Origin of the sequence: Legionella drozanskii LLAP-1, from assembly GCF_001467585.1 — a bacterium.
Taxonomy (GTDB): Bacteria; Pseudomonadota; Gammaproteobacteria; order Legionellales; family Legionellaceae; genus Tatlockia; species Tatlockia drozanskii.
In genome coordinates this window covers 306,031-328,302 of sequence record NZ_LNXY01000031.1, presented here as the reverse complement: position 1 = coordinate 328,302, position 22,272 = coordinate 306,031, and the positions used below count along the sequence as shown (strand labels likewise).

Sequence of the window (22,272 nt, the reverse complement as noted above, 5' to 3'; positions counted from 1 at the left end):
TTCTCATGCTTATCCCTAAATACCAAATGAGCTTGGAAAAATAGCATATTGATTGAAATCTGGCGACATATTCAATGAATATGGCATAGTGTAATAGAGGGTGTTATTACAGGAACGAGGCAAATGCAACCAAGACCACCTTTTCATGTCATTAATTTAACCATTTCAGACTAAATCAAAAAACTTATCTGTCGAATAATCCCGCTATTTTACCCCTTAAAAACGACTACACGCTATAGTACATAAAGTTTTTATCACTATAGCCCTCGCCACAATCTAATCGCATAATTCGATTGAGTCCATGTATGGCAAAATGAGATCAGATGTCGATGAACGAGCCTTATTGCTAGAAAACATTCTCAGCGCATCAATATTAACCTGGCGACACGTCAACTTGCATGGGACTTACGATTTCAGTAATTTGTTAAGTGCATGTGATGGATATTACAAGTTATATTGATACTTATATCTCACTTTTGATACCATAATATTATTTAGATTGAGGAGGTGACCTGTGACCCACCAAAATTGGAGCGACCTTGCATCCCGTATTCTTAAAGCCGAGTTAAAACTCAAAGACATAAGTTATGAAAAGCTAGTCATCTTATTAGAGCAAATAAATATTAAAGAAACGAAAGCAAGTATTGTGAACAAGATGAGTCGCGGTACATTTCAGTTTGCTTTCTTTTTACAATGCGCAGCGGTAATTGGAATAAAAAACTTAAGATTAGATGAAATACTTTAAGGAAAATGTGGAAATCCCTTAGCGCCGTTAATCCCCAAAAGCCGATAGCAATAAACGCTTGCTAGTCGCAAAGCTCTCCAATGCTCGCGAGCATACAATGAAAGAAATTTGTAACATGATGGGGATTTCAAAACCTACTCTATCAATATATAAAAGAGTCAGATGTCAAAAAGTAGAATAGTTATTTGCAAACACAAGCTCAGGAGTTGTATGCCAAAATTTATAGTCAAAAACAAACTTTCCGAAGATAACAAAAAACAGCTTTTGGAAATGTATCAACTCGAGTGGTGGTCTGCTGAACGCACAAAAGAAGATGTCCAAATTATTCTTGGCAACTCTTCTCTTATTATTTGTGTTATTGATCAAGAAAGTAATAGGCTGGCGGCATTTAGCCGTATCCTTACAGATTATTTCCAATTTGCATATGTTTACGATGTTATTGTAGAAAATCAATATAGGGGAGCAGGTTTAAGCAATTTGTTGCTGAATTCGATATTGGAACATCCAAAGTTGATAGAAATTAAAAGTATTGAATTGATTTGTCGTAGAGAAATGATTCCATTTTATAAAAAATTTGGATTTTCAGATGACTATGGTGCTTCGGACAAAATTAGTTCTCATTCGTATGATGGGTTATCCCGCATACAGCCAAACTGGCCATGAATTTTAAGCCACTTTCAGTGCTAAAATTTTATTCATCTCAAATAACATTTCCAGGTTGTTAACATCGAGGGTGAAATCATATTCACCCTGAAGATTAACATAGTGCTTGACGCCTATCGACATCGTCAATAACGCAGAATGAACAAGTTCTCACTATGTTCATTAAAACGTAAGTACTATTTGTTGAAACGGCGCAATGATAGGGTGACCGTTGCTATTCTTTTAAAAAAAATAGGGACAACCACCGGCGTCGAGGGATAGGGAGATTGAAGTTGGTTTTTAAAGAGCGTAAGCGCGCTTAAACCTCATTTAATTAGCAAAGGACCCTTAGAGGTTATTAATAGTGTTAGACTCTTCAGTAATTACTGATGAGTTCTTTGGTTCCTCTTCTTGAATCGAAAATAACCCAAGGCTAGAACTATTACTTCTATAACTTTGCCTTATTTCATTACCACTCAAACCCCTTTGCATAACAGACATATGGGCTTCAGAAGAGCCTTTGCGTGCTGGTTTTTTTGCAGTTTCAACAGTCTCTGTTGCTTTTGTTATCAAATCTTGAGTATCAGTTTTTTTTACCGATTTAGTAGGTTGGTTAAGTTTCATGGAATATTCCTCATAATATAGTTACAAATTTTACATCTTAGGACGAAAATCGCGGTTATTCTTAGCTTCTTAGCTAGTAACTAGATTATTGCTAGCAGAACCAGAAAAGCTAGATTATCTAAACAAAAGCCATAAAGTAAACATATCGTAACAAATTAATTCAAAAAGATATATAGACTCAGTAAACTTAACGATCATTAACCCCAAAAAAAGGGGAGTTGTCGAATATTAGCGCGAAGAATCCCTGCAGCAGCGGCACTTCAAATTGGGGTTAAATTACAGAAACGGGGTTTGCCGTAGCAAGCCCCTAGGAGATATCTTAAGTAGACTACATCAAGATTACACCATGCTAAATTTTGACAATTCATAACCTTTATAATCGTGCTTTGCTGCTAGTGATGTTTTCTATCTCACATCCAAACTCTCTCTTTTGTGGTTCTACTAACAACATTTGTTCAATCATTTTTTCAAAGACAGGATTATGATTGGTGGTTGCATCTATGATTTCATTAAAAGAAGGAGCGATTTTTTCACAGGCTTGTCTTTGCTCCTTTTTTAAATTCGCTAAAACCTCCGCAGAGGGGAAGCCATGCTCTACAAAAACTAATAATAAGGCTTCAACCAATCCTCGCTGATTTTCACCATCAATGATAACAGGTTCAAATAAAATACCAGCTTGAGTCAACAAATTCTGATAGAAAGTCAAAAATACTTCATTGCGAAAAACGATATAAATGTTTTGCATTAAGTCAGAACATAGGTGCTTTTTCAATTCACCTAAAACAAATAATGCAGAGATCATATTGGATAACGCGGTCACCAATAATTGATGGTTGTTCCATTCCTTTGAAAAAATTTCACTTTTTTGTTCTTTGGATTTAATCCTCTGAATGGGTGATAATTTTAAGCTTAAAATGATTATCATGAGCCATGTTTGTTCAAACATTTGACCCGAAACTTCGTCTTTTAATTCTATTTTAAAAAGGTCTACTAGAGTGAATACTAAAGCGAAAGCAATATTTTTAGCGATTTGCAGATCATGAACAGTGGGAAAGTTTTTAATCATGCCATTCAAATCCGGGAATTTGCCAAAAAATAGGCTCGAATGTTGAATTAAGCTTTGTAATCCTAGCAACTCATCTCCCACCGTTTTTTGCGGGATGACCCCGTTATCGCCTTCATAGGTACAACTAGCCACCCAATCTCGAAAAATGTTATTCAACATTATCTTTGTGTAACTATTTGATGGGATGAAAAAATTAATTTCATTAAAGACTTTTTCTGTCAATGTGGTCGAAAAAACTTTCATGCCGGTTGCAATCGCATCATCAAGTTGATCGATATCTTTGATTAACGCACGTTTTGCTAAAAATAAGGCCACTGAAAAACTTGCCCATCGAGATAAAGAATACATATCAGGATAAATGGGTCCATAAAAAAAAGAGGGCGATTGCTTAGATGAGTTTGTTGTTTGCTTCGGTAATAAAGCTTTTGTTCTTAAATCGAAACCAACATAAAACATCACGGAGATAAACGATGAACTAGTACAACTTATATAAATCCGGCCGTATTTAATAATTGAATACAAGGTATTTAAGGGAGATGGCACTAATCTTTTATAATCTCCAGTAGCGGATAGCTCCACAAGATTGTGCATCATCATATTAGCACGGGGGATTCGCACCTCATGAAATCGAATCACATAATTGGCAATATCATTTAAACCAAATTTTTCGCCCACATCATGGAATTCAATATAGGGGGGTTGCCAGGAATCAAGATGAGGATACAGTGCTTTTTGTCCTTTAACCGTAAAAGGCACATAAAAAGCATGCACTCCTTTAGAAACCCATTCGCCTTCTTTTCCTTTTAATATGAGTTGTGCAAACACAATACCAAAGTCAGCATTACCTGCATTGCCAATAAAGATTTTGCTGGCTTTAATGGATTCCGGATCATTGTCACTTTCAAAGTGGATAAGTTTACCGTTTCTATAGATTGTATAAACATTATCAATAATGAATTGATCATTGTTTTGATCATAAAGAGCTACCGTTTCTAATCCTGGTACATTAGAACCATGCCCAATTTCAGTCATGCAGAAACTACCTAATAAAAACCCTTGTTGTACCAGTCTCAATAATCGAGCACGGAGATCAGGAGCCATCAATTTTAAACCCCCACCAGACAGTAACAACTGAACGCCGGCAAGCGTGGCAAAAGAACCTCCTCCCGCCAAACCAAATAACTCCAATAGGAAAAAGAATTTTTCTGGATTTTTACTGAGATCATCAAGCTGCAAATAATTTTTACTTAATATGTATTGAAGAGATCTTAAGGTATGAAGTCGACTTTGCTCACGATGTTGGAAGGGGCCCTTTAACGAATTGCTCAGTGTCTTCAATTCCCTTTGTATGGTTTCAGTAAGTTGTGGATTAGACAAATTGGGTAAATTAGGTTTGTTGGTTCTAAATATTCTCATGAAGATTGGTCCTCAATCTTGGGTTTATAAAACTGGCTAAATTTCCGATTAATTATTGGTTCTCAGACATCGTTCGCTCGAAACGACCTACATTGAACACCTTATATCAAAAGCCCAGGCTATTGAAAAGGACAGCTTGTAAAACCTGACACAGTCTGGAGTTATGCCAAGTCAAAAATATTTTTTATCCATTCAATATGAGGAACCTTGATTACTCTTTACTGCATCCGACCCACTTAAATATAAGTCTATAACGACTGCTGCTACTTGTTACGGCTCTCAATCATAAACCACTCGGCCCGCTCATCCAAACCAAGTTCAAATAGAATTTTTTCCTCCAACTTCTCCGGACGGGAAGTGAGCCTTTTAATTTTTCTGGAATATCATGCGTTCCTCTTTGGAATGCATTTATTCATTCCATTTCGGAATTTGAATGTACAAGAGGGTCGCGGTAAGTAGAATGGCAGGATTAAAGACCAATCGCGAATAACTTCATCTGGGCTGTTGTTTCATTAATAAATCAGCATTATTTTCTTAGCTTTGAGCCAATTTCGGAGCCTAAGCTCCGAAATTGTATTGACCTTGCTTAGTAGTTACTCTTCGCTTGAGATTTCTATTTTTTTCTGGGCTGCGGCCTCTTTTTTTGGAATTGAAATTTCCAATACGCCATGTGCATAACGTGCAGTAATTTTAGCATCATCAGCGGTTTGCGGAAGACTAAAGCGACGATAAAATTGGCCTTGAGCGCGTTCTCTTCGCGAATAGCCATTTTGATGTTCCATTTTATCTAAATGGCGAACTCCCTTTATTGTAAGGACATGTTGCTCTAAAGAGATATCAACCTCTTCTTTTCTTACTCCCGGGATGTCAGCAATAACTAGAAAGCGTTCTTTCTCTTCTTTGATGTCAACAAGAGGTACCCAAGTTCCTGTTTCGATAAAAGAGGCATCATCCTGTAGCTGAGGATTGAAAAAATGCTCCAGTAAGCTGCTCATATCACGAGCCATAGGGAATGTTCTTCGTAAATTACTCATAGCATCTCCTTAATTTGTTTGTGATTTACCCTAAAAAATGGAGATTAGCTTTTAAAATTCAAGGGTGCCAAGCGAATTTTTCTTAAGTTAGAAGGTGTGTTTTATAAATTCCAGGAGGGTATCCATTAAACATTTCTTTAAAATAAATAAGTAGTCGGAAACTTTTAAAAAGATAATTATGGAGAACCGGCCCTGTGTTTATAATTTGATTAACTCTGATTACTTGAAAATCAGACCTAATTAATAGTTAATCTTGGATTCAACTCATAAGTGCAACCCTACTATTTATATTTGTTCGGCACTATAAACCTGGTTTGGGTTAGCCGTCTTAGGTAATTACAGTTTGCTAAGCGTTTCACCTTAGCTAAGCCCCTTTTTTTTAATTTTAGTTATGGGGAGATAAGATTTAGGTGAACCTTACCTTCGTAATCAAGAGAGCGCTGGAACTTGAGTTATTTAAAAAAACAGTGTGATTTATTCTAAAAAAATCATCCTTACTTACTTGTATTCTTATTTTAATGTAAAGATAATAATAAAAAAATATGAGATTGTTAAGATTCTGATTACATTATCAAAAAATGACTAGACTTTTTTTTGCATCAGGGCGTAAGTCCAGGAGCGCGAAGCCAAATTAGAAATTTTTTTAAAGCTTTATTTCCTATAACCTAACTAAGATTGATATCAGTTGAGGAATTATGAAGGTATTAGTTGCAACAGTAGGCTATATATTGCTGGTCGACTTAGATACAAAGGATGTCGCTGTCTTAGAATCTGAACGTTCGGAGTATTATGGTATTTCCTGGTGGGAAAACAGTAAATCTTTAGTGCTAAGCCATTCAGGATTATCCAATAACCTTATGTATGACTTGAATGATTACATAAAATCTGAAAAAGGCTATTTGTCATTTGGAAATGCACATTCAGCGCAATTTCTTTCCCAACCACATCAAATTTTCTGTGCTCCTGATGACATAGTTATTACCACTAACACCGGTAGAAACTGTATAACATTATATAATAATAAAAATGGGTTCTATAAAGATATTCGAATAAATGACATCTATTGGGATCGATTGAGTGTTGAAGACACCTGTGGCGAACATTTCAATTCGGTCTTCTTAAAAAATGATAAACTTTATGTGCTTGCGCATCGATACACAAAAATATCAAATGTTCTAGTATTTTCTTACCCTGATTGTATTCTTTTAGAGAAATATGTAACGAACTATGTCTCGGGGTTACATAATATTTGGGTTGATAATAACCAAAATATGATTGCTTGCCATTCGGAGATGGGCGCATTATACGAAGTTAAATCGAAAGAGCATATATGGCAAACTGCCTGTGAAAATTCTTATCTTCGGGGACTTGCTGTCTCAACCGATTATCTTATTTTAGGAGATAGCAATCGTACAAAACGCGATAATCGTAAGTATGTGCAAAGCGATCTATGGATAGTAGATAGAAAGACGCTTTCTACTGTGGACTATATGTCTTTGGGGCACTATGGGGCAGTCCATGAAATACGATTAGTTGATGTTGCCGATGAAGCACATCATAATCACCCATTTTCAGAAGTCAGTATTCTAGAGAAGATGATTCAGGAACAAGAAAGAAAAGAACTAACGCGTTCTCAAGAAAAAATTCGTATGAGTCAACAATGGAAAAATAATCTTGGACTATTACAAACCAGCGTAATGAATAGCTGGGTAAAAGACAAGGAGTGGTTTGTACCTAAAAACGAAGATTTCACACTAAGTCTATTACCCATTAGTCCCAAAGACTATCAAACTTTGTCTTTGGATTTTGCGTTCTCTGATACCTCAGTTTTAACTAACCAACATCTTGGATTTATTTTTGGATATCGAGGACCCCTCGATACTAATATGGGGGCTATTATAATTTGTAATGAAACAGGAATAGAAGCCTCTCGTATTTCATTATGGCTTAATGAAAAAAATAATTGGCATGAAAGAGAAGTGCTCTTCGATATTTCACAATCGACTGGCAAATTAACTATTGTTATTGAAAAAAATCAGTTGACAATAAAATGTGACAATTTGACCCCTGTCATTAGAACCTTTCATTCTTCGGAGCTAGAAGGGGCAATTGGAATAAGAGCGCATGGTTCTAAGTTTAAAAATTTAACAATAGAGACGATTTCCGATAAACAACTCATCCCAAATTAATATAAGACGATACGCTAATTTTTAATTGACCATAAGAACTCAAAACAAAAAATTGAGAACAGTAAGTTAAGGAAGATAATTAATGACATTTAAATGGATTCTCACTCCCCGCCAATGCTGTGATTTAGAAATGTTAGCTGTAGGTGGATTCGAACCATTGACTGGATTTCTGACCCAACCAGATTATGAAACTGTTCTTTCTGATCTTCATTTAATAAATGGGCAAATTTGGCCGATGCCTATCACTCTCGATGTTGATGAAGCATTTGCTAATAATCTTACTATTGGCTGCCGCGTTGGGCTTTATAATACCGATAATACTCTTCTAGCTTATATGACGGTTGCTGATAAATGGCAGCCTAATAAGTTAGTAGAAGCTCAACAAGTTTTTGGTACGCAAGATGTCAAACATCCTGGAGTATCTTATCTGTTAGATAAAGCAAATTCTTGGTATATAGGTGGACCCATTGATTTAGTGCAATTGCCTAAGTATTTTGATTTTCCAGAATTGCGCCACTCACCTACGGAAGTAAAAGAATTTTTTAGCCAATTAGGCTTTAACAGAGTCATAGGATTTCAGACTCGTAACCCCATTCATCGCGCTCATATGGAATTAACGCTTAACGCAGCAAAACAAATCGATGGGCATATATTGATTCATCCTGTTGTTGGTTTAACTAAACCAGGGGATATTGATTATTTTACTCGTGTTCGTTGCTATCAAAAAATCATGAAGTATTACCCGGAGGGTTCTGCTTCACTCAGTCTTCTTCCTTTAGCAATGCGTATGGGCGGCCCAAGAGAAGCTGTTTGGCATGCCTTAATTCGTAAAAACTATGGATGCACTCATTTCATCATAGGCCGTGATCACGCTGGACCAGGAAACAATTCACAAGGTAAGCCTTTTTATGATCCGTATGCAGCTCAGCAATTAGCTTACAAATATCAGGATGAAATGGAAATAGAAATTGTTCCCTTTCAGGAAATGATCTATGTAAAAGAAAGAAAAAAATATGTTCCTATTGATCAAGCTAAGCCAAACGAAACTGTTTTGACTATTTCTGGCACTCAATTACGAGATAAATTGCTTTATGAAAAACCTATTCCAGAATGGTTTTCTTTCCCAGAGATTATTAGCGAATTAAAAAATTCCTACCCTTCAAGGCCCAAACAAGGTCTGACTTTATTTTTTACTGGGCTTTCAGGGGCTGGAAAGACTACCTTAGCCCATGCATTATTGGCTAAACTAATGAGTTTTGGAAAAAGAAATATCTCTATTCTGGATGGAGATGTTATGCGACGTATTTTAGCTAATGAACTCGGCTTTTCTAAAGAAGATCGTCATTTGAATATTACCCGAATCGGCTATGTTGCATCTGAGATTACTAAAGCAGGAGGAGTCGCTATTTGTGCAGCTATAGCTCCCTATAGGCAGGCAAGAGAACAGAATCGGCAACTTATCTCCCAATATGGAAATTACATTGAAATCTATCTTTCTACTTCTTTACAAACCTGTGAGAAACGGGATGTCAAAGGTTTATATATCAAAGCTAGACAAGGAGAAATTAAATCGTTCACAGGAATTGATGATCCTTATGAGGTTCCTATCTATCCAGAAATCGCACTTGATACCAGTAATTTATCGATAGATGAATCTGTTAAGCATATTATATTATTTCTTCAGAAAGAAAATTACTTAACAAACTGTGAGCCGGTTATTACTGAAGATAAGGCACAGATTGCAGAAATCGCATAATTAAATGGGGGAAATTTATGAGGGATTCTCATTTCAGGAGTTTGTTTAAGGCAGTTAGTTGGAGAATATTTGCTACCGCAACAACTATTTTAATAACTTTTTTGATCACACATAAAATAAGGTTTGCTCTCTATGTGGGGATTTTTGAATTTTTTTCTAAAATCTTTTTATTTTATATTCATGAGAGGATGTGGGGCATTATTTCATTAGGTAAAAAAAGTCAACTGACCGAAATTAATTTAGCCTAGTAGCCCAGGGCATCCAGTGAAGCACATGCACAACGTGTAAAAACCCTAGGCTGAACTTTATACATCAAATATGGCGGCTATTAGCCACGATTGAGAAGGAACCTTAATGGAAATCACTTTGAATGACAACTACAAAATTGAAGTGGAAACAAAGTTGTCACAAAAGTGGTCCGACGTACACACTAGGCCAAATATTAAAGATTTTCCTGTATAAGGATGCTCAAATGTCGCCAAAACTGACGGTCTTTAGTCCCAGGCCTAACTCGCATTTTACCTCTCTTGTTCTATAGTTAAATATAAGATTTAAAGTTTGAATTATTACTTGAAATATAATTAATACAATTAAGGATGATGTTATGACTAAAAAGTCATCAAAGAACTATGAGGAACTACTCGCACAAGTGACTGCTAGTAAAAATATGGATCTCCCTTTAACAATTACCCAAAAACAAGCTCAAGCTATCTTACATGTTGTCCATGATGTAGGTGGGGAACCAGATGGCCCACTCGATAAATCAGAACATAAAACAGTTTTTTGGGAAAAAAGCACTCATTGCGTTGCAGAGTGTTTGGCATGGCGCGGGCATTGGAATGCTGAAGAAAGACGCCGACGCGAAAATGATTTGGGTGAAGTTATCTATTTTGGCACCCCTTATTATGCCAGGTGGTTACTTGCAACAGCTAAAATGCTGATTGAAAAAGGATTTATTACACCGGATGAATTAATTGAAAAAATGGATGTAATTCGCCGACGTGAGGGCTATGTAAAATGAATAAATTTAAAATTGGTGATCGCGTAATTGTCAAAGATTTACCATCGTTATTTCATACACGTACACAGGGTTATACACGTAACTGTATTGGTGAAGTGGTGATGCTTCGGCCAGATTGGGTCATCCCTGAAGATGAAGCTTGGGGGCGTGAAGATGGTCGAGCAGAGCCTTTTTACATGGTACGGTTTAAACTTGCAGATTTATGGTCAGACTATACCGGAGAGCCTATTGATACATTAGAAACTGAGTTTTCTGAACGTTGGCTTGATAGTGTATAAATAGGACTATTAAACTCTTCTAGGGAGAATTTGAGATGGGTAACAAACATGAACATGGGCATGAGCATGAGCATGATAAAATCGAAGAAACCGACGAAGCTTTTGAGTTTACTGTTTTAGAAGCAACTATTCGAGAATTGGCCATAGAAAAAGGCTTATTCTCAGCTACAGACTATCGTCGTTTCATGGAATGGCATGATAGCATGGAGGCAGCACCTGGTGGATCGCGTGTTGTTGCACGAGCTTGGGTCGATCCTGAGTATAAAAAACGACTGCTTGAGGATGGAGTAGCGGCCTGTAAAGAGTTGGGTATTGATTGGCTGAAACCGACAGGAACAGGCACTCCTAGTGATTATACTTATTTCATTGTCGTGGAGAATACGCCAAAATTACATAATACTATGGTTTGTACCCTATGCTCTTGTTATCCAAGGCCGGTGCTAGGCTTTGCACCTGCTTGGTATGAAAGACCAAACTTTCGACGTCGGTTAGTACGTTGGCCACGTGAGGTTTTAGCGGAGTTCGGTACTATTATTCCCAAGGACGTGGAAGTTCGTGTGCATGACTCTAATCAGAAATCACGTTTCATGATACTACCTATGCGACCAGCTGGTACGGAAGGATGGAGCGAAGAAAAACTAGCAACAATTGTAACGCGTGATACCATGATTGGGGTATCTATTCCCCGCATCGACTGGACTACAACCTCTATTCCAGGAAAATCATAGAGATGACTGAAAAATGCCGTGATGATTTATTGTCCTTGCTCTACGCTGCGGGACAAGGACATATAGACGTAGTCAAGCGTTTTATCAAGTTAGGGATGAACATCAATCAACTGGGAAAAAATGGGACAAGCGCACTAATGTTGGCTGCGGAATACGGTCAAACGGATGTTGTAGAAGCACTTCTAGAGGCTGGCGTCCAAATAAATGAAACTAATCATCAAGGGTATACTGCTTTGATGTTTGCTGCGGAGTATGGACATAGTGAGGTTGTGAGGCAGTTATTAAATGCAGGCGCTAACAGTTCTCATGTCAACCATAATCACGCAACTGCATTAAGTCTTGCCGAGGAATATGGGCACTCTGTTGTGGTGAGCCTATTAGATGCACGTCAAATTTAACTTAGTCCTGACGCGGTTTTTCTTTGAAAGGTTTATTAGGATGATCATGCCTATGATGGATATCTGGGTAATGAACGTGCGAATGTTGTATGATTTCATGAATATGGTGATGAGTGTGTGGCTCCTTCCCATCCCATTGAAAGTCATGAGTGTGTTGATGATGTTCATCATGGATATGTGAGTGGCTGTGGGAAAGTGCTTCGTGAGTATGGAGATGTTCATGCTGTTCATTAAGATGCAACCAGACACCAAGAATCATTAATGCGGAGGCAATCCAAAATGCAAGCGAAGTGGACTCATGGAAGAATAAAATTGCAATTACTGCACCTATAAAAGGTGCGGTTGAAAAATAAGCACCAGTTCTTCCTGAACCAAGCCCACGTAAGGCAATAATAAATAATACGAGACTGGCTCCATAACCAATAAAACCAACCAATAACGCATGACTTATGGTTAACCAATCGGGTAAACTTAACCCCCAGTTCAACGCAATTACTATACTCACAAAGCCCGAAAAAAGACCTTTAGCTCCCGCGATAAACAATGGATCTCCAGCAGATACCTTTCGCGTCAAATTATTATCAATACCCCAACACAGGCATGCTCCTATAATATTCCAGCCAGCAACACGGGGGAAACCTGACCGACAAGTTGTTTTGCAAATGGAGTACTACCACCAAAAAAAACTGCTGCGCCCAATGCAGCTAATATTGGAGAGATTGATTGTAAACGCACGGTCATTGTTCTCCATATAAAATGGGACAGGTTAATAATTGGGTGAAGTGTGCAAAAATTCTATGCTAATAATGCAGTTAGTCTGACAAAGGCAATAGTGCTATTTTTCGATTATTGCCTCAACTTTCAGATAGTTATATAAACTTATAGACACGCCCCAGCAAAAAATAAATAACAGGATTATAAAATAACCTAAGTAGTTCATATTCTCAGTTAGAGTGCGCACGCCGTCCCATATAAAGCCTTGTGCTCCAAAATGATCAGCAATAAGTCCTAAGGCTTCAATTCCTCCAATAAATAAGGCTACCACACAAGAAATAAAGGTAATGGTTAAATTATAATATAATTTGCGGATTGGCTTCATAAAAGCCCAACCATATGCACCCAGCATAATGATGCAGTCAGTAGTGTCGATAAGTGTCATTCCAGCTGTAAAAAGGGCCGGAAATACCAAGATTGTTAAAGGTGAAAAGCCTTGTGTTGCCTGTGACGCAGCGATGCCCAATAATGCAATCTCAGTTGCCGTATCAAAACCTATCCCAAATAAGAAACCTAAAAAATACATTTGCCAACTTTTTGTAATCAATCTAAAAAAAGTACGAAAATAGCGCGCTAAAAATCCACTATTACTGATTATTTCATCGATATCTTCTTCGCAATAATATTTGCTTCGACGTACTTCTTTAAACGTTCGCCATATTGAGAAAAAGATAAATAAGTTAATTATCGCAATAATGAGTAAAAATGAAGCGGAAATAGAGGTGCAAATTATATTTGCGGTACGATGCCATGCGCTTAAGTGGCTATGCAGTGCAGCAGATGTTATTAATGCAACGCCGATGGTTGCAATCATAACTACAGTTGAATGACCCAAAGAGAAAAAGAAACCCAAGGAAATTGGCTCCTTGCCTTCTTGCATTAATTTTCGAGTGACATTATCAATAGCAGCAATATGATCAGCATCCACAGCATGACGAAGGCCAAATGTGTACGCAAGCACCGCCGTACTGAACAAAAATGGTTTATCATGCAACGTATAAAATGCCCACATCCACACAAGCGCAGTATAAATAAAAAGGATGATATACAATAAAATGGATTTTTTTCGAAGATCACCCGCACTGTCATTGAATAAGTAACAGATTGACTGTTGCAAATAGGTGAGCATCCTTGTCTCCAATAGCATATGTAACAAATTATAGCATTAACGTCATAATTTTAGTTGTTATAACTCAAATCCACTGGATATTTGTATGCGTTCAGCTAAATACACTACCACTGAATTAAAAACTGCACAAACTAAGCTTCTCAAAAGAGGAGTTAGGAATAAAGCCAAAAAAATAATACCATGTTTGCTAAATGAAGCTCCGATAAAGCCAGTAATTGTCACATGAGCATGCGTGTCATGATGCCAATTTTTATTCCTCTCCATGACAGCTCCCCAACCCGCTTTTTAAATCCTTAGTCTTTTTTCTAGGTTAAGAGATATGCCGTATTAAACAAGCTCATAAATTGATATATTGAAAGTAGCTAATTTAATTTATGGAGAGCATTTATGAGAACAAACGGAATAAAAATAGCCTTTATCTCTACATTATTAATATCAGGTTTAAACTCACCATTGTTATTCGCAGGCTCTAAAGCAACTGCAATTAATAATAAAATAAATGCTGTCATTTCATCCAAAGTTTTTGAAATGGCGAAAAAGAATGAGAACTGGAAATTAGCACTGGTGACAGGTAAAGATGCGCAGGTTGTTTTCATGAATATCTCACCTAAGACCAACCCCAACAATGAGATTGGACTCGAAACACATCAATTTGATCAAGTCATATTTGTTGTTGAAGGTCAGGCTAAATCTGTCCTCAATGGCAAAAAATCAACTGTTACAGCAGGTGATATGATTTTTATCCCGCAAGGGGTTCCTCATAATTTTATTAATCTCAATGTGAAGAAACCATTCAAAATAATTAGCGTTTATTCGGCTACTGATATCCCTGAAAATGCGGCATATAAACAGAAATCTGATACACCACAAGAGTGACTCTGTAACAAATTGGCGCAGAATCTTCAGTATAGGAGTTCTGATGTATATGCAACATAAAGAATATCATCGAATTGAACGAATTGGCTGGTTACGTGCTGCAGTATTGGGTGCAAATGACGGTATTATCTCTACTGCGAGCTTATTGATTGGTGTTGCTGCTGCTCATACCCCCTATAATGGAATATTTATAGCAGGGATTGCAGGATTAATTGCTGGCGCCATGTCTATGGCTGCCGGTGAATATATATCAGTAAGCTCTCAAGCAGATACCGAAAAATCCGCCTTAAAACGTGAAATGACAGAACTTCAAGAAAATTTACCGAATGAAATAGAAGAATTAACTGCTATATATATTAATCGTGGATTGCAGCGTGATTTTGCTGAAGAAGTTGTAAAGCAATTGATGGCTAAGGATGCATTAGGCACACATGCTCGCGACGAGCTTGGTATTACTGAAGTAACCAGTGCGCGTCCATTTCAAGCAGCGCTGTTTTCTGCCTGCAGTTTTACTGTTGGCTCGTTATTACCGCTATTAATGATTTTTATTGTTCCTAGAATCTACCTTATTCCCTCAGTATTAATAATGGCGGTTCTATTTTTGGCATTACTCGGAGCAGTGGCTGCAAAGGTTGGCGGAGCACGAATAGTATTAGGATCATTGCGTGTTGTGATATGGGGAACAATAGCGATGCTTGTAAGTGCGGGTATTGGCTCGCTATTAGGCATAGTCGTTTAAAACGGCTCCTCTAACGCTAAAATTATTTACGGAATTCTTTCAAGAAAATAGATCCTTCTGCGGATACATTTTTTATTGATCCAGCTGAACATAATCCACGAGCAACGCATCCTAATCTCTAAAAAAATATACAATGAATTGGAAGTTTTAATCTAATGAATCTACATGCGTGTCGCTCGGTGATGAAAAAAAGACAAGAACAGTGAATGAGGGCATCTTTTTCTGCTTATTCCCTCATCGTCTTTTTTGCTCTTTAAAAGCTATTTATAGGCTACCAAGTAAGAGAATTTGATGTATCTTTGGACCCTACAGCGGATGTAATCTCTAATGAGTTTACTACCTCTCTGAGAATAAATCGTTTATTCTCTGCAAGAGCTTGTATTAAAAAAGATTCAGTTAAATTTGAACATTCTAATGGGTTATTTTTAACTAGATCATTAAATATCAGAGTTATAAGTAGATTCGGCATATTGAGGGAAATACTTGGTCGTAATTGCCTTAGCAAACCCAGCCAATACATTCCTAATTTTGTTGTACAGGCTCCACCCAGGGCTGAATTAATCAACTCGTCTACAGTTTTTTCAGAGTCTGTATGAATACTCTTAGCCCATAGGCATTTGAATCCTTCTAATTGGTCTTGCATTAAATTTTCTGATAATGTTTGAATCAATAATTGATAACCATATGCACTTAACGCATCGGATATAGAACCAGGTAGAGCTGTATTGTGTAACCCACCTACGTGGCAGCTTAATACCAGCATTACTTCAATAACATTTAATATAAGATCTGATTTCTCGACACTAATATCCTCTAAGGAATCCTTAGTTGCGGAAGGCTGAAATTCCAAATATTTATTGTAATACATAGGATAGCGGATTTTTAACTGGTTTAAAAAGCGCTCCTGATCTAGCTCACTCATTTTAGTGTGTTGCCTATCATCATAGCGCAATCCAGTTCGCAAAAAACCCGCATTTTTATTATGTAAAAAAACTGTTTCTAATGAAAAAGCCTTATGTTTATTAGTTTCTAAATTTTCTAAGGAAATGAATAGGTCATTTTTTAAATAAATTTCTTCCCAGGTTTCCAACTCACTAGAGCAATAAGTAGGATCAAAATAGACCGTAGGCATCATAATTGGCATCGGATTTTCTTTATTAATGCTTTTGGTAATATGATAAATAATCTGGCTTTTTTCATCACATGGATTGTCGATGATTGTTTCCTTATTATTAAGCCAATTTCTAGTTATAATTCTTTTTTTATTCTGTTTAATATAACGTATAAAATCTTCCGAGGGTTGTTGTACTGGAGCAGCGCTTAGAACAATCTCTACTTTACTTTTCATAATATTTATGTGACCGTTATTTATTCATTTGGTTAAAAAATGATTATACCGTGCAAATATTATGGAATTATTAAACAAGCATAGTCTTGATGACGAACCGAATAAACCGCGCCGCAAACCGGTAAAACAAGAAGAATCCTAACCTGTGATTGGCGCGGACTTTATTGGGGCCAAAAGTTCGGAGGGGTGGCAACTTTGGCAATGGCACATTGACTATATCAAACAGGAGTGCAGCTTCATTTCTTGGTAATAGGAAAGTTGCAGCAAATACCAAAGGTTTGAATGTTTAGGTGGGGGAGCTTATTACCTGCTTTCTAATCCGCTCAATATATTCAGCATCACGAGATATCCACAAGTGAAGTTTCTCAATGAATGGATTCAAAAATTTAAAAGTCTTCCTCCTTGAGCCGTTATGCTTTTGGTCTGCCCTTCAGAACGCAAGATATGTGGGCAGGACTTGTCCTAATAAATTCTAGACAAAAAGCTAGCCTTGACTTCAATAATTCCAAAATCTAGTTCTTCATCTATAATTTGACATATGGAAATTAAAAGAATTATATGCGAAGACAATATTTATGGGTAATAATTACAGCAGTAATCCTGTCTATTCTTGGTACGCTACTGCCAGTGATGGCTGCCTATTACTTGTCTTGGTCTCGGGCTACTCAACTTGAAGAAATAAGGCTATCGGAAGTCACGTCTCGACTTATCATATAGTACGACAGAAAAAACTCTTTTTGAGTTAAATAAGTTATCGAGCATCTCATCTTGTTCCAAACAACATATTCTTCTTATGCAAAAGGCAACAATCCGGTGATTGAAGAAATTGGTTATCTTGCTGATGGATTCATACGATGTGGAACCTGGGGCATAACAACTCCTACTCAAGCTAAGTTTACGGATGAAATAACAAAAAATGGAGTCAAAATTTCCTTGGATAGCAAATCTATCTTAAGTCCTATACCGCGGATGATTGCATTGCGCTTTGGGTCATATTATGCACTAGTTAATCCTATACAATTTTCAAATATAATTCTTGGGCCAAAAATCAAAGTTGCACTATTATCAAACAGTGGCAAGCTTATTGCAGCTTACAATAACCCCGATTTAAATTTTATTAAAAGCTATTTGTTTAATAAAAATAAGGTGGAATCAAAACAAGATATTATGTCGGTTAGTATTGGAGAACGATTTACTGCCATTGCAACTGACCATAAATCCATTTCTACGCTACCTTGGAAGTATATCCAGTAGAAACTATTTTTGCAGAAAAATTGGAAACCATCATTTCTCGAGGTGCTGCTAATAGTCGTATGAAAGATTATCATGATCTCCTATTACTCTGCCGAGAGGATGGGCTTCTTGATAAAGCTCGCTTAAAAAATAATATTGACCAAACTATTTCAAAATAGAGGGACAGTATTATCTATTCCAGTTGAATTTCAATCCGAAGAGCTAGAACGAATGCAGCTTCTTTGGGCTGGTCATTTACGTGCTTTAGGGGCGGTTCGAACTCAGTTGCTTGGTTTACCAGAAAAGATAAGCACTGTTATCAATGAATTAAATCAGTATTTTTTAAATATTAATTGATATATTATGCCCCCCTTGAAGCATATATTGCCATGACTCTTTGAGCATAACCATGGCCAATGTATCTAATTCGCAGTATCCCAATAAAGTGTTCTAAATTCTTCTGGTTCTGAAGTACCCCTATTGGTGAACTGGTAATTGGATATAATCTATTGTTACGGCACCATATTCTTTTAAATCCTTTTCATCAGATAAAATTTGAATGTTGATTACTTATCTTTAACCGTATGTAGGGATATAACAAAAACTCCAACTTCTTTTATTTTTCCTAGAACCATACTGGAGAATTTTAACGATAGCGATCTTGCACGGATATTTCATTTGAAAGCCAGATTTAAGTCCGGAAAAAATGTAGATATCCTTAAGATTCGAGAAAGAAATATTGTTGAGTATACAGAAAAATATGGCCTGAGATTTTTTCTGGATTTCAGGATTGATAATCACACTGGTGAGAGGATGCAGGCCATTGATCCAAATGAGCAGTACTTGATTGATATGATGCGAGAACGTGTAAGCTCATGCCCCAAAGAACAATCCATTTCAACAACAGGAACCTTTTTAATTGTAGCTAATCATAAAATACTTCATGGAAGGCCTCAAATGAATATAGATAAGTCGTTGGCAGGAGAATATACGAGCGATGGCCGACTTAGTAAAACGCCAAGGCTTTTGTTTAGAAGTAAAGGCCCAAGAGATGAAATTAATTTCTATATATAACAATTAGCCAAGGTATAAATATGAACATTCGAAATGCTGTACTGATATTAGGATATAACAATACTAGAATTAATGATGTAAAAAAAATCAAGGAAACAGCCCGCATATATTTGAATGCGATCACGATATTATGTAAAAAGTCTCCAACTTCGGAAGATAAGAATGTTGCTGATTACGCTATAGATGTTGAGCTCGATAAAAAACAAGAGAATATTGATAAGGTAATTGCTGCAATTGAGGCACTTTCAGTTAACGTTATTGCCTTACTGCCCTTTTCAGATCCTGGAACTCAACTGGGAAGTGTCCTAGCTGCACAAATGGGTTTAAAAGGACCTGACTTAACTAAAATAGATTCAGCATTAAACAAATATGCTTTTCGTAAAGCTGAAAAAAATGCCAAGCATTTGCCCATGGGATATAAGCCTATAAGGTTTGAAAAAATTGAATCGTATGAGGCATTGTGTAAGTTACACCAAGAGCTAGATAAAAAATTATTTTTGAAGCCGACATCAGAGGGGAACAGTCGTGGATGTATTAACTTAAGTCACTATAAAGATTTGAACTGTGCATGGTCTGAAGTGGAGCAATATCTCTCTGATGGGGTAGTTGGAGAGCAGTTAATTACTGATTCCGATGAATATAGTTGGGATCATGTATCTGGTTTTTCATGGGTTACTGAGAAAAAAACTACAGAAAACCAATATAGCGCTGAAATACAACAAATTGTTCCTGCACCTATTTCTCAACAAAAGAAAGAGCTTATTGCCAATGCCGGTGAATTTATGGCAAGTCTAGCAGGATATAATTCAGGCGCCTGCCATAATGAAATATTCTATTCAAGCTGCTCTGGAACTATTCGAGGAGTTGAGCCTAATTTACGCCCAGCAGGGATGCGTATATGGGATTTGGCCGCTCTGGCCTTTGAAGATTTTGATCCATGGAAAGAATGGGTGTTATGGGCTGCAGGTAAAAACTTGACTCAATCTAGCTCCTCTAATTTTAAGCAGCAATGCTATGCTGGAATTCGAATGATTAGTTCTAAAAAAATTGGTATTTTGCAGCATCTCCCTTTCATAAGTCCCGAGTCTCTCTACTCAAAATGTTAAAGCAGTAGAACTGGTATGGACAAAAAAAACTGGGGATTTGGTTAGCCCTATTATCAAAAACAATGCGGATTTTATAGGGTATATCATTGCCACTTCGGAGGATTACGAGTGGTTAACAAATTTTTTAACATTAACTTCAGAAAGAATTGCGCAAGAGATTTTAATATGAGTTTCTACATTAGATTTGTAACGGCAACCTGTTTGTTTGCTTTGCTTGGAAAAGCAAACATATGGCTATCTCCCCTGAGTAACATCATACTAGCTATTGGTTATCGTTTTTTTCTTCTTTTATCGCCATTATTTAACCAAGTATCAAAGAATTACACAGTTAGCGTGTGCTTAATGTTGTCTGCACTTGGCATTTGTTTATTGTGTTCTTCTAATGAAAGTATTTTAGTGCTCGGAGCTATCTTGGTGGGAGTGGGATTAAGTGTGTCTGGTTATGTTATTAAGGCTAAAGCATCAGAAACACCTAGTGGAGCAGCTTATAATAAAATCGCATTAAATTTTGGGAGCTTAGCGGCTGGTCTGATACTTTTATTAACCTTAAATTCTAAGCAAATATTTTTTGGAGTTTGTGTATTAATTTTAACATTAACTGCTATAGCTGCATTTATATTAGCCAGAAAACAACCAAAAAAGGAAATAAGAGTTTCGTTAATAACTCCTAGGGTTTTTAGCTTTCGCCATTTTATTGCTTGGCTTTTGCTTGGTATTGCTGTTGGTATAAAGTTATTTGGCGTCTTTTCAATTTTGCCGCAATATCTTATTTACAAAACAGGATATTTACCAAGCTGGTATGGCATGGTGGTTCTATTAAATAGTGTTACCGTTATTTTTTTTCAGTTACCTATTATTCATTGGGTTGAGAAGCAAAATATCAATAATAATTCATTTAAGATTGTTATTTTTGTTATGATCCTTGGAATGTGCATTATTAGTTCTCCAAGTTTCTTTTATGCTGAATACCTTACAGGTTCAATTTGCTGGATTTTGTTGTTATCATTTGTTGAATGTTTTGCTAGTTATCTTGATTTGCAGGGAGCTAAATCTCAATTTCTTTTAGTTAAAGAAACCTCTGTAGGATTAGGTGCTGGTTTAACGGTATTATTAAGCCGAGAGCTGTCGTATCCCATAGGAGGTATATGTATAGGTTTACTCGGTTTTATAGTAATTTTGATTGCTGTTGGCTTACTAAGTAAAGTTCAGCATGCTGGTTCAATTAATGATTAAGCTCAATCTAATACCGAAAAACCAAAATACGTATGAAGATTTTCACTTAATCTGAAAAAAATAAGGCATTAAGTGAGAGTCTTTCAAGTCAATTGTTTTTGCACTGAAGCTGAGGTTAGCGGCAATCCTGCAGCGGTTGTTATTGATTGTGATGCATTAAGTTCCATTGAAAAACAAGAGATTGCTAAATCAATTAATTTTCCTGTTACGACCTTTATTTCAAATTTTGATACCAACATTCCACAGCTGGAATATTATTATCCTGAAACTCAAATGCCCCTTTGTTTGCATGGCACCATCGCGGCAGCCCATTGGTTGTTTACACAAGGTGATTCTAGTATTAGCCAAATAGAGTGTAATCGATATTATCACCAGCAATTAGCTGGGAAACTCTTAATTGAGAGTGCTTCAGATGGTTGTATTTATGTAGAGGTGGCAAATCAAAATATGAATATGCCAAACTTTAATTATGTTGACCTTGCCCGTCAATTACTTAAGCTTTCCTTACCACATGAGGCATTGTTTGATACTACATTACCTTTCGGAATATTGTCAGTGGGTAGCCCTAAGTTTTTTATTCCAGTAAAGACAAAGAAGTTTTTAGAAAATATAAATCCTGATCAAAATGCGATAATTAAATGGAGTATCGAGAATAAAATTAACGGACTATATGTTTATACATTAGATAAACCAAGTGGCGATCTATTTTATGCTCGTGGGTTTAATCCGCAAACAGGGTATCTTGAGGATGCGGCAACAGGTGTTGCTGCTGGTGCATTATCTTGTAGCTTAAATCGTAGTATCAGTGTTTATCAAGGTAGCCAGATTAATCGACCAAGCAAAATCAACGTCAATTATAAGGG

Annotated in this window: 26 protein-coding genes; 18 read left to right on the top strand and 8 right to left on the bottom strand. The window is 36.7% G+C overall.

Going from position 1 to position 22,272, the window contains the following annotated elements; all coding sequences use genetic code 11:
- The first annotated feature begins 514 nt into the window (after positions 1 to 514).
- Together Ldro_RS14920 and Ldro_RS14915 are read left to right on the top strand one after the other, a co-directional pair.
- Complete coding sequence (locus Ldro_RS14920; RefSeq protein WP_058497211.1) at positions 515 to 745, top strand: DUF6471 domain-containing protein; 231 nt, start codon at positions 515 to 517, stop codon at positions 743 to 745.
- Positions 746 to 955: 210 nt separating this feature from the next.
- Positions 956 to 1,408 carry a GNAT family N-acetyltransferase gene (locus tag Ldro_RS14915; RefSeq protein ID WP_058497210.1) on the top strand — a complete coding sequence of 151 codons (453 nt, stop codon included), beginning with the start codon at positions 956 to 958 and terminating at the stop codon, positions 1,406 to 1,408.
- Positions 1,409 to 1,735: 327 nt separating this feature from the next.
- On the opposite strand, the gene Ldro_RS14910 is transcribed toward Ldro_RS14915, so the two are convergent.
- From Ldro_RS14910 to Ldro_RS14900, 3 genes are all read right to left on the bottom strand, one after another.
- Positions 1,736 to 2,011, bottom strand: a complete 276-nt coding sequence (locus Ldro_RS14910) for a hypothetical protein (protein WP_058497209.1) — start codon at positions 2,009 to 2,011, stop codon at positions 1,736 to 1,738.
- A gap of 373 nt (positions 2,012 to 2,384) precedes the next feature.
- Complete coding sequence (locus Ldro_RS14905; RefSeq protein ID WP_058497208.1) at positions 2,385 to 4,493, bottom strand: acyl-CoA dehydrogenase family protein; 2,109 nt, start codon at positions 4,491 to 4,493, stop codon at positions 2,385 to 2,387.
- A gap of 593 nt (positions 4,494 to 5,086) precedes the next feature.
- Complete coding sequence (locus tag Ldro_RS14900; protein ID WP_058497207.1) at positions 5,087 to 5,527, bottom strand: Hsp20/alpha crystallin family protein; 441 nt, start codon at positions 5,525 to 5,527, stop codon at positions 5,087 to 5,089.
- 695 nt (positions 5,528 to 6,222) lie between these two features.
- Between Ldro_RS14900 and Ldro_RS14895 the strand changes: the two genes are divergently transcribed.
- The 7 genes from Ldro_RS14895 (at position 6,223) to Ldro_RS14865 (ending at position 11,897) form a co-directional block, all read left to right on the top strand.
- Positions 6,223 to 7,716, top strand: a complete 1,494-nt coding sequence (locus Ldro_RS14895) for a hypothetical protein (protein ID WP_058497206.1) — start codon at positions 6,223 to 6,225, stop codon at positions 7,714 to 7,716.
- 82 nt (positions 7,717 to 7,798) lie between these two features.
- A complete protein-coding gene (locus Ldro_RS14890; RefSeq protein WP_058497205.1) occupies positions 7,799 to 9,472 on the top strand; it encodes a bifunctional sulfate adenylyltransferase/adenylylsulfate kinase in 1,674 nt (557 codons plus the stop codon).
- A gap of 17 nt (positions 9,473 to 9,489) precedes the next feature.
- Positions 9,490 to 9,720 carry a DUF2061 domain-containing protein gene (locus Ldro_RS17050; RefSeq protein ID WP_058497204.1) on the top strand — a complete coding sequence of 77 codons (231 nt, stop codon included), beginning with the start codon at positions 9,490 to 9,492 and terminating at the stop codon, positions 9,718 to 9,720.
- A 356-nt stretch (positions 9,721 to 10,076) separates the two neighbouring features.
- Positions 10,077 to 10,493 (top strand): SH3-like domain-containing protein, encoded by a 417-nt coding sequence (locus Ldro_RS16930; protein ID WP_058497203.1) that lies wholly within the window; start codon positions 10,077 to 10,079, stop codon positions 10,491 to 10,493.
- Positions 10,490 to 10,771, top strand: a complete 282-nt coding sequence (locus tag Ldro_RS16925; protein WP_058497202.1) for an SH3-like domain-containing protein — start codon at positions 10,490 to 10,492, stop codon at positions 10,769 to 10,771. Before Ldro_RS16930 ends, Ldro_RS16925 begins: the two co-directional genes overlap by 4 nt.
- Before the next feature lie 35 nt (positions 10,772 to 10,806).
- Positions 10,807 to 11,499 carry a thiocyanate hydrolase subunit gamma gene (scnC, locus tag Ldro_RS14870; protein ID WP_058497201.1) on the top strand — a complete coding sequence of 231 codons (693 nt, stop codon included), beginning with the start codon at positions 10,807 to 10,809 and terminating at the stop codon, positions 11,497 to 11,499.
- A 2-nt stretch (positions 11,500 to 11,501) separates the two neighbouring features.
- Positions 11,502 to 11,897, top strand: a complete 396-nt coding sequence (locus tag Ldro_RS14865; RefSeq protein ID WP_058497200.1) for an ankyrin repeat domain-containing protein — start codon at positions 11,502 to 11,504, stop codon at positions 11,895 to 11,897.
- A gap of 1 nt (position 11,898) precedes the next feature.
- Here the strand turns inward: Ldro_RS14865 and Ldro_RS14860 are convergent, their stop codons facing one another.
- The 4 genes from Ldro_RS14860 to Ldro_RS14850 all read right to left on the bottom strand — a co-directional run bounded on the left by Ldro_RS14860 (position 11,899) and on the right by Ldro_RS14850 (position 14,064).
- A complete protein-coding gene (locus Ldro_RS14860; protein ID WP_058497199.1) occupies positions 11,899 to 12,471 on the bottom strand; it encodes a DMT family transporter in 573 nt (190 codons plus the stop codon).
- 32 nt (positions 12,472 to 12,503) lie between these two features.
- Entirely contained in the window at positions 12,504 to 12,638 is a 135-nt protein-coding gene (locus Ldro_RS16920) for a hypothetical protein (protein ID WP_274519122.1), read from the bottom strand.
- A 94-nt stretch (positions 12,639 to 12,732) separates the two neighbouring features.
- Complete coding sequence (locus Ldro_RS14855; protein ID WP_058497198.1) at positions 12,733 to 13,800, bottom strand: HoxN/HupN/NixA family nickel/cobalt transporter; 1,068 nt, start codon at positions 13,798 to 13,800, stop codon at positions 12,733 to 12,735.
- A gap of 57 nt (positions 13,801 to 13,857) precedes the next feature.
- Positions 13,858 to 14,064, bottom strand: a complete 207-nt coding sequence (locus tag Ldro_RS14850; protein ID WP_058497197.1) for a hypothetical protein — start codon at positions 14,062 to 14,064, stop codon at positions 13,858 to 13,860.
- 123 nt (positions 14,065 to 14,187) lie between these two features.
- On the opposite strand from Ldro_RS14850, the gene Ldro_RS14845 reads away from it, so the two are divergent.
- Together Ldro_RS14845 and Ldro_RS14840 are read left to right on the top strand one after the other, a co-directional pair.
- Entirely contained in the window at positions 14,188 to 14,676 is a 489-nt protein-coding gene (locus tag Ldro_RS14845) for a cupin domain-containing protein (RefSeq protein WP_058497196.1), read from the top strand.
- Between the two features lie 43 nt (positions 14,677 to 14,719).
- Positions 14,720 to 15,415, top strand: coding sequence for a VIT1/CCC1 transporter family protein (locus Ldro_RS14840; protein WP_476630049.1), 696 nt, complete (start codon positions 14,720 to 14,722; stop codon positions 15,413 to 15,415).
- Between the two features lie 271 nt (positions 15,416 to 15,686).
- Here the strand turns inward: Ldro_RS14840 and Ldro_RS14835 are convergent, their stop codons facing one another.
- A complete protein-coding gene (locus Ldro_RS14835) occupies positions 15,687 to 16,763 on the bottom strand; it encodes a hypothetical protein (protein WP_058497195.1) in 1,077 nt (358 codons plus the stop codon).
- Positions 16,764 to 17,576: 813 nt separating this feature from the next.
- On the opposite strand from Ldro_RS14835, the gene Ldro_RS14830 reads away from it, so the two are divergent.
- The 7 genes from Ldro_RS14830 to Ldro_RS14805 all read left to right on the top strand — a co-directional run.
- Positions 17,577 to 18,017 (top strand): CSS-motif domain-containing protein, encoded by a 441-nt coding sequence (locus Ldro_RS14830; RefSeq protein ID WP_058497194.1) that lies wholly within the window; start codon positions 17,577 to 17,579, stop codon positions 18,015 to 18,017.
- Positions 17,999 to 18,175, top strand: coding sequence for a nucleotidyl transferase AbiEii/AbiGii toxin family protein (locus Ldro_RS16915; RefSeq protein ID WP_202972541.1), 177 nt, complete (start codon positions 17,999 to 18,001; stop codon positions 18,173 to 18,175). The genes Ldro_RS14830 and Ldro_RS16915 overlap by 19 nt, the downstream gene beginning before the upstream one ends.
- Positions 18,153 to 18,353, top strand: coding sequence for a hypothetical protein (locus Ldro_RS14825; RefSeq protein ID WP_058497193.1), 201 nt, complete (start codon positions 18,153 to 18,155; stop codon positions 18,351 to 18,353). The genes Ldro_RS16915 and Ldro_RS14825 overlap by 23 nt, the downstream gene beginning before the upstream one ends.
- A gap of 321 nt (positions 18,354 to 18,674) precedes the next feature.
- The gene (locus Ldro_RS14820) at positions 18,675 to 19,070 is read left to right on the top strand and encodes a hypothetical protein (RefSeq protein ID WP_058497192.1); all 396 of its coding nucleotides are present in this window, start codon (positions 18,675 to 18,677) and stop codon (positions 19,068 to 19,070) included.
- A 20-nt stretch (positions 19,071 to 19,090) separates the two neighbouring features.
- Positions 19,091 to 20,176: an ATP-grasp domain-containing protein gene (locus Ldro_RS14815; protein WP_058497191.1), complete on the top strand. Its 1,086-nt coding sequence runs from the start codon at positions 19,091 to 19,093 to the stop codon at positions 20,174 to 20,176.
- Positions 20,177 to 20,341: 165 nt separating this feature from the next.
- Positions 20,342 to 21,409: a hypothetical protein gene (locus Ldro_RS14810; protein ID WP_058497190.1), complete on the top strand. Its 1,068-nt coding sequence runs from the start codon at positions 20,342 to 20,344 to the stop codon at positions 21,407 to 21,409.
- A 72-nt stretch (positions 21,410 to 21,481) separates the two neighbouring features.
- On the top strand, positions 21,482 to 22,272 hold a 791-nt coding region (locus Ldro_RS14805), incomplete at its 3' end, for a PhzF family phenazine biosynthesis protein (protein ID WP_131764448.1).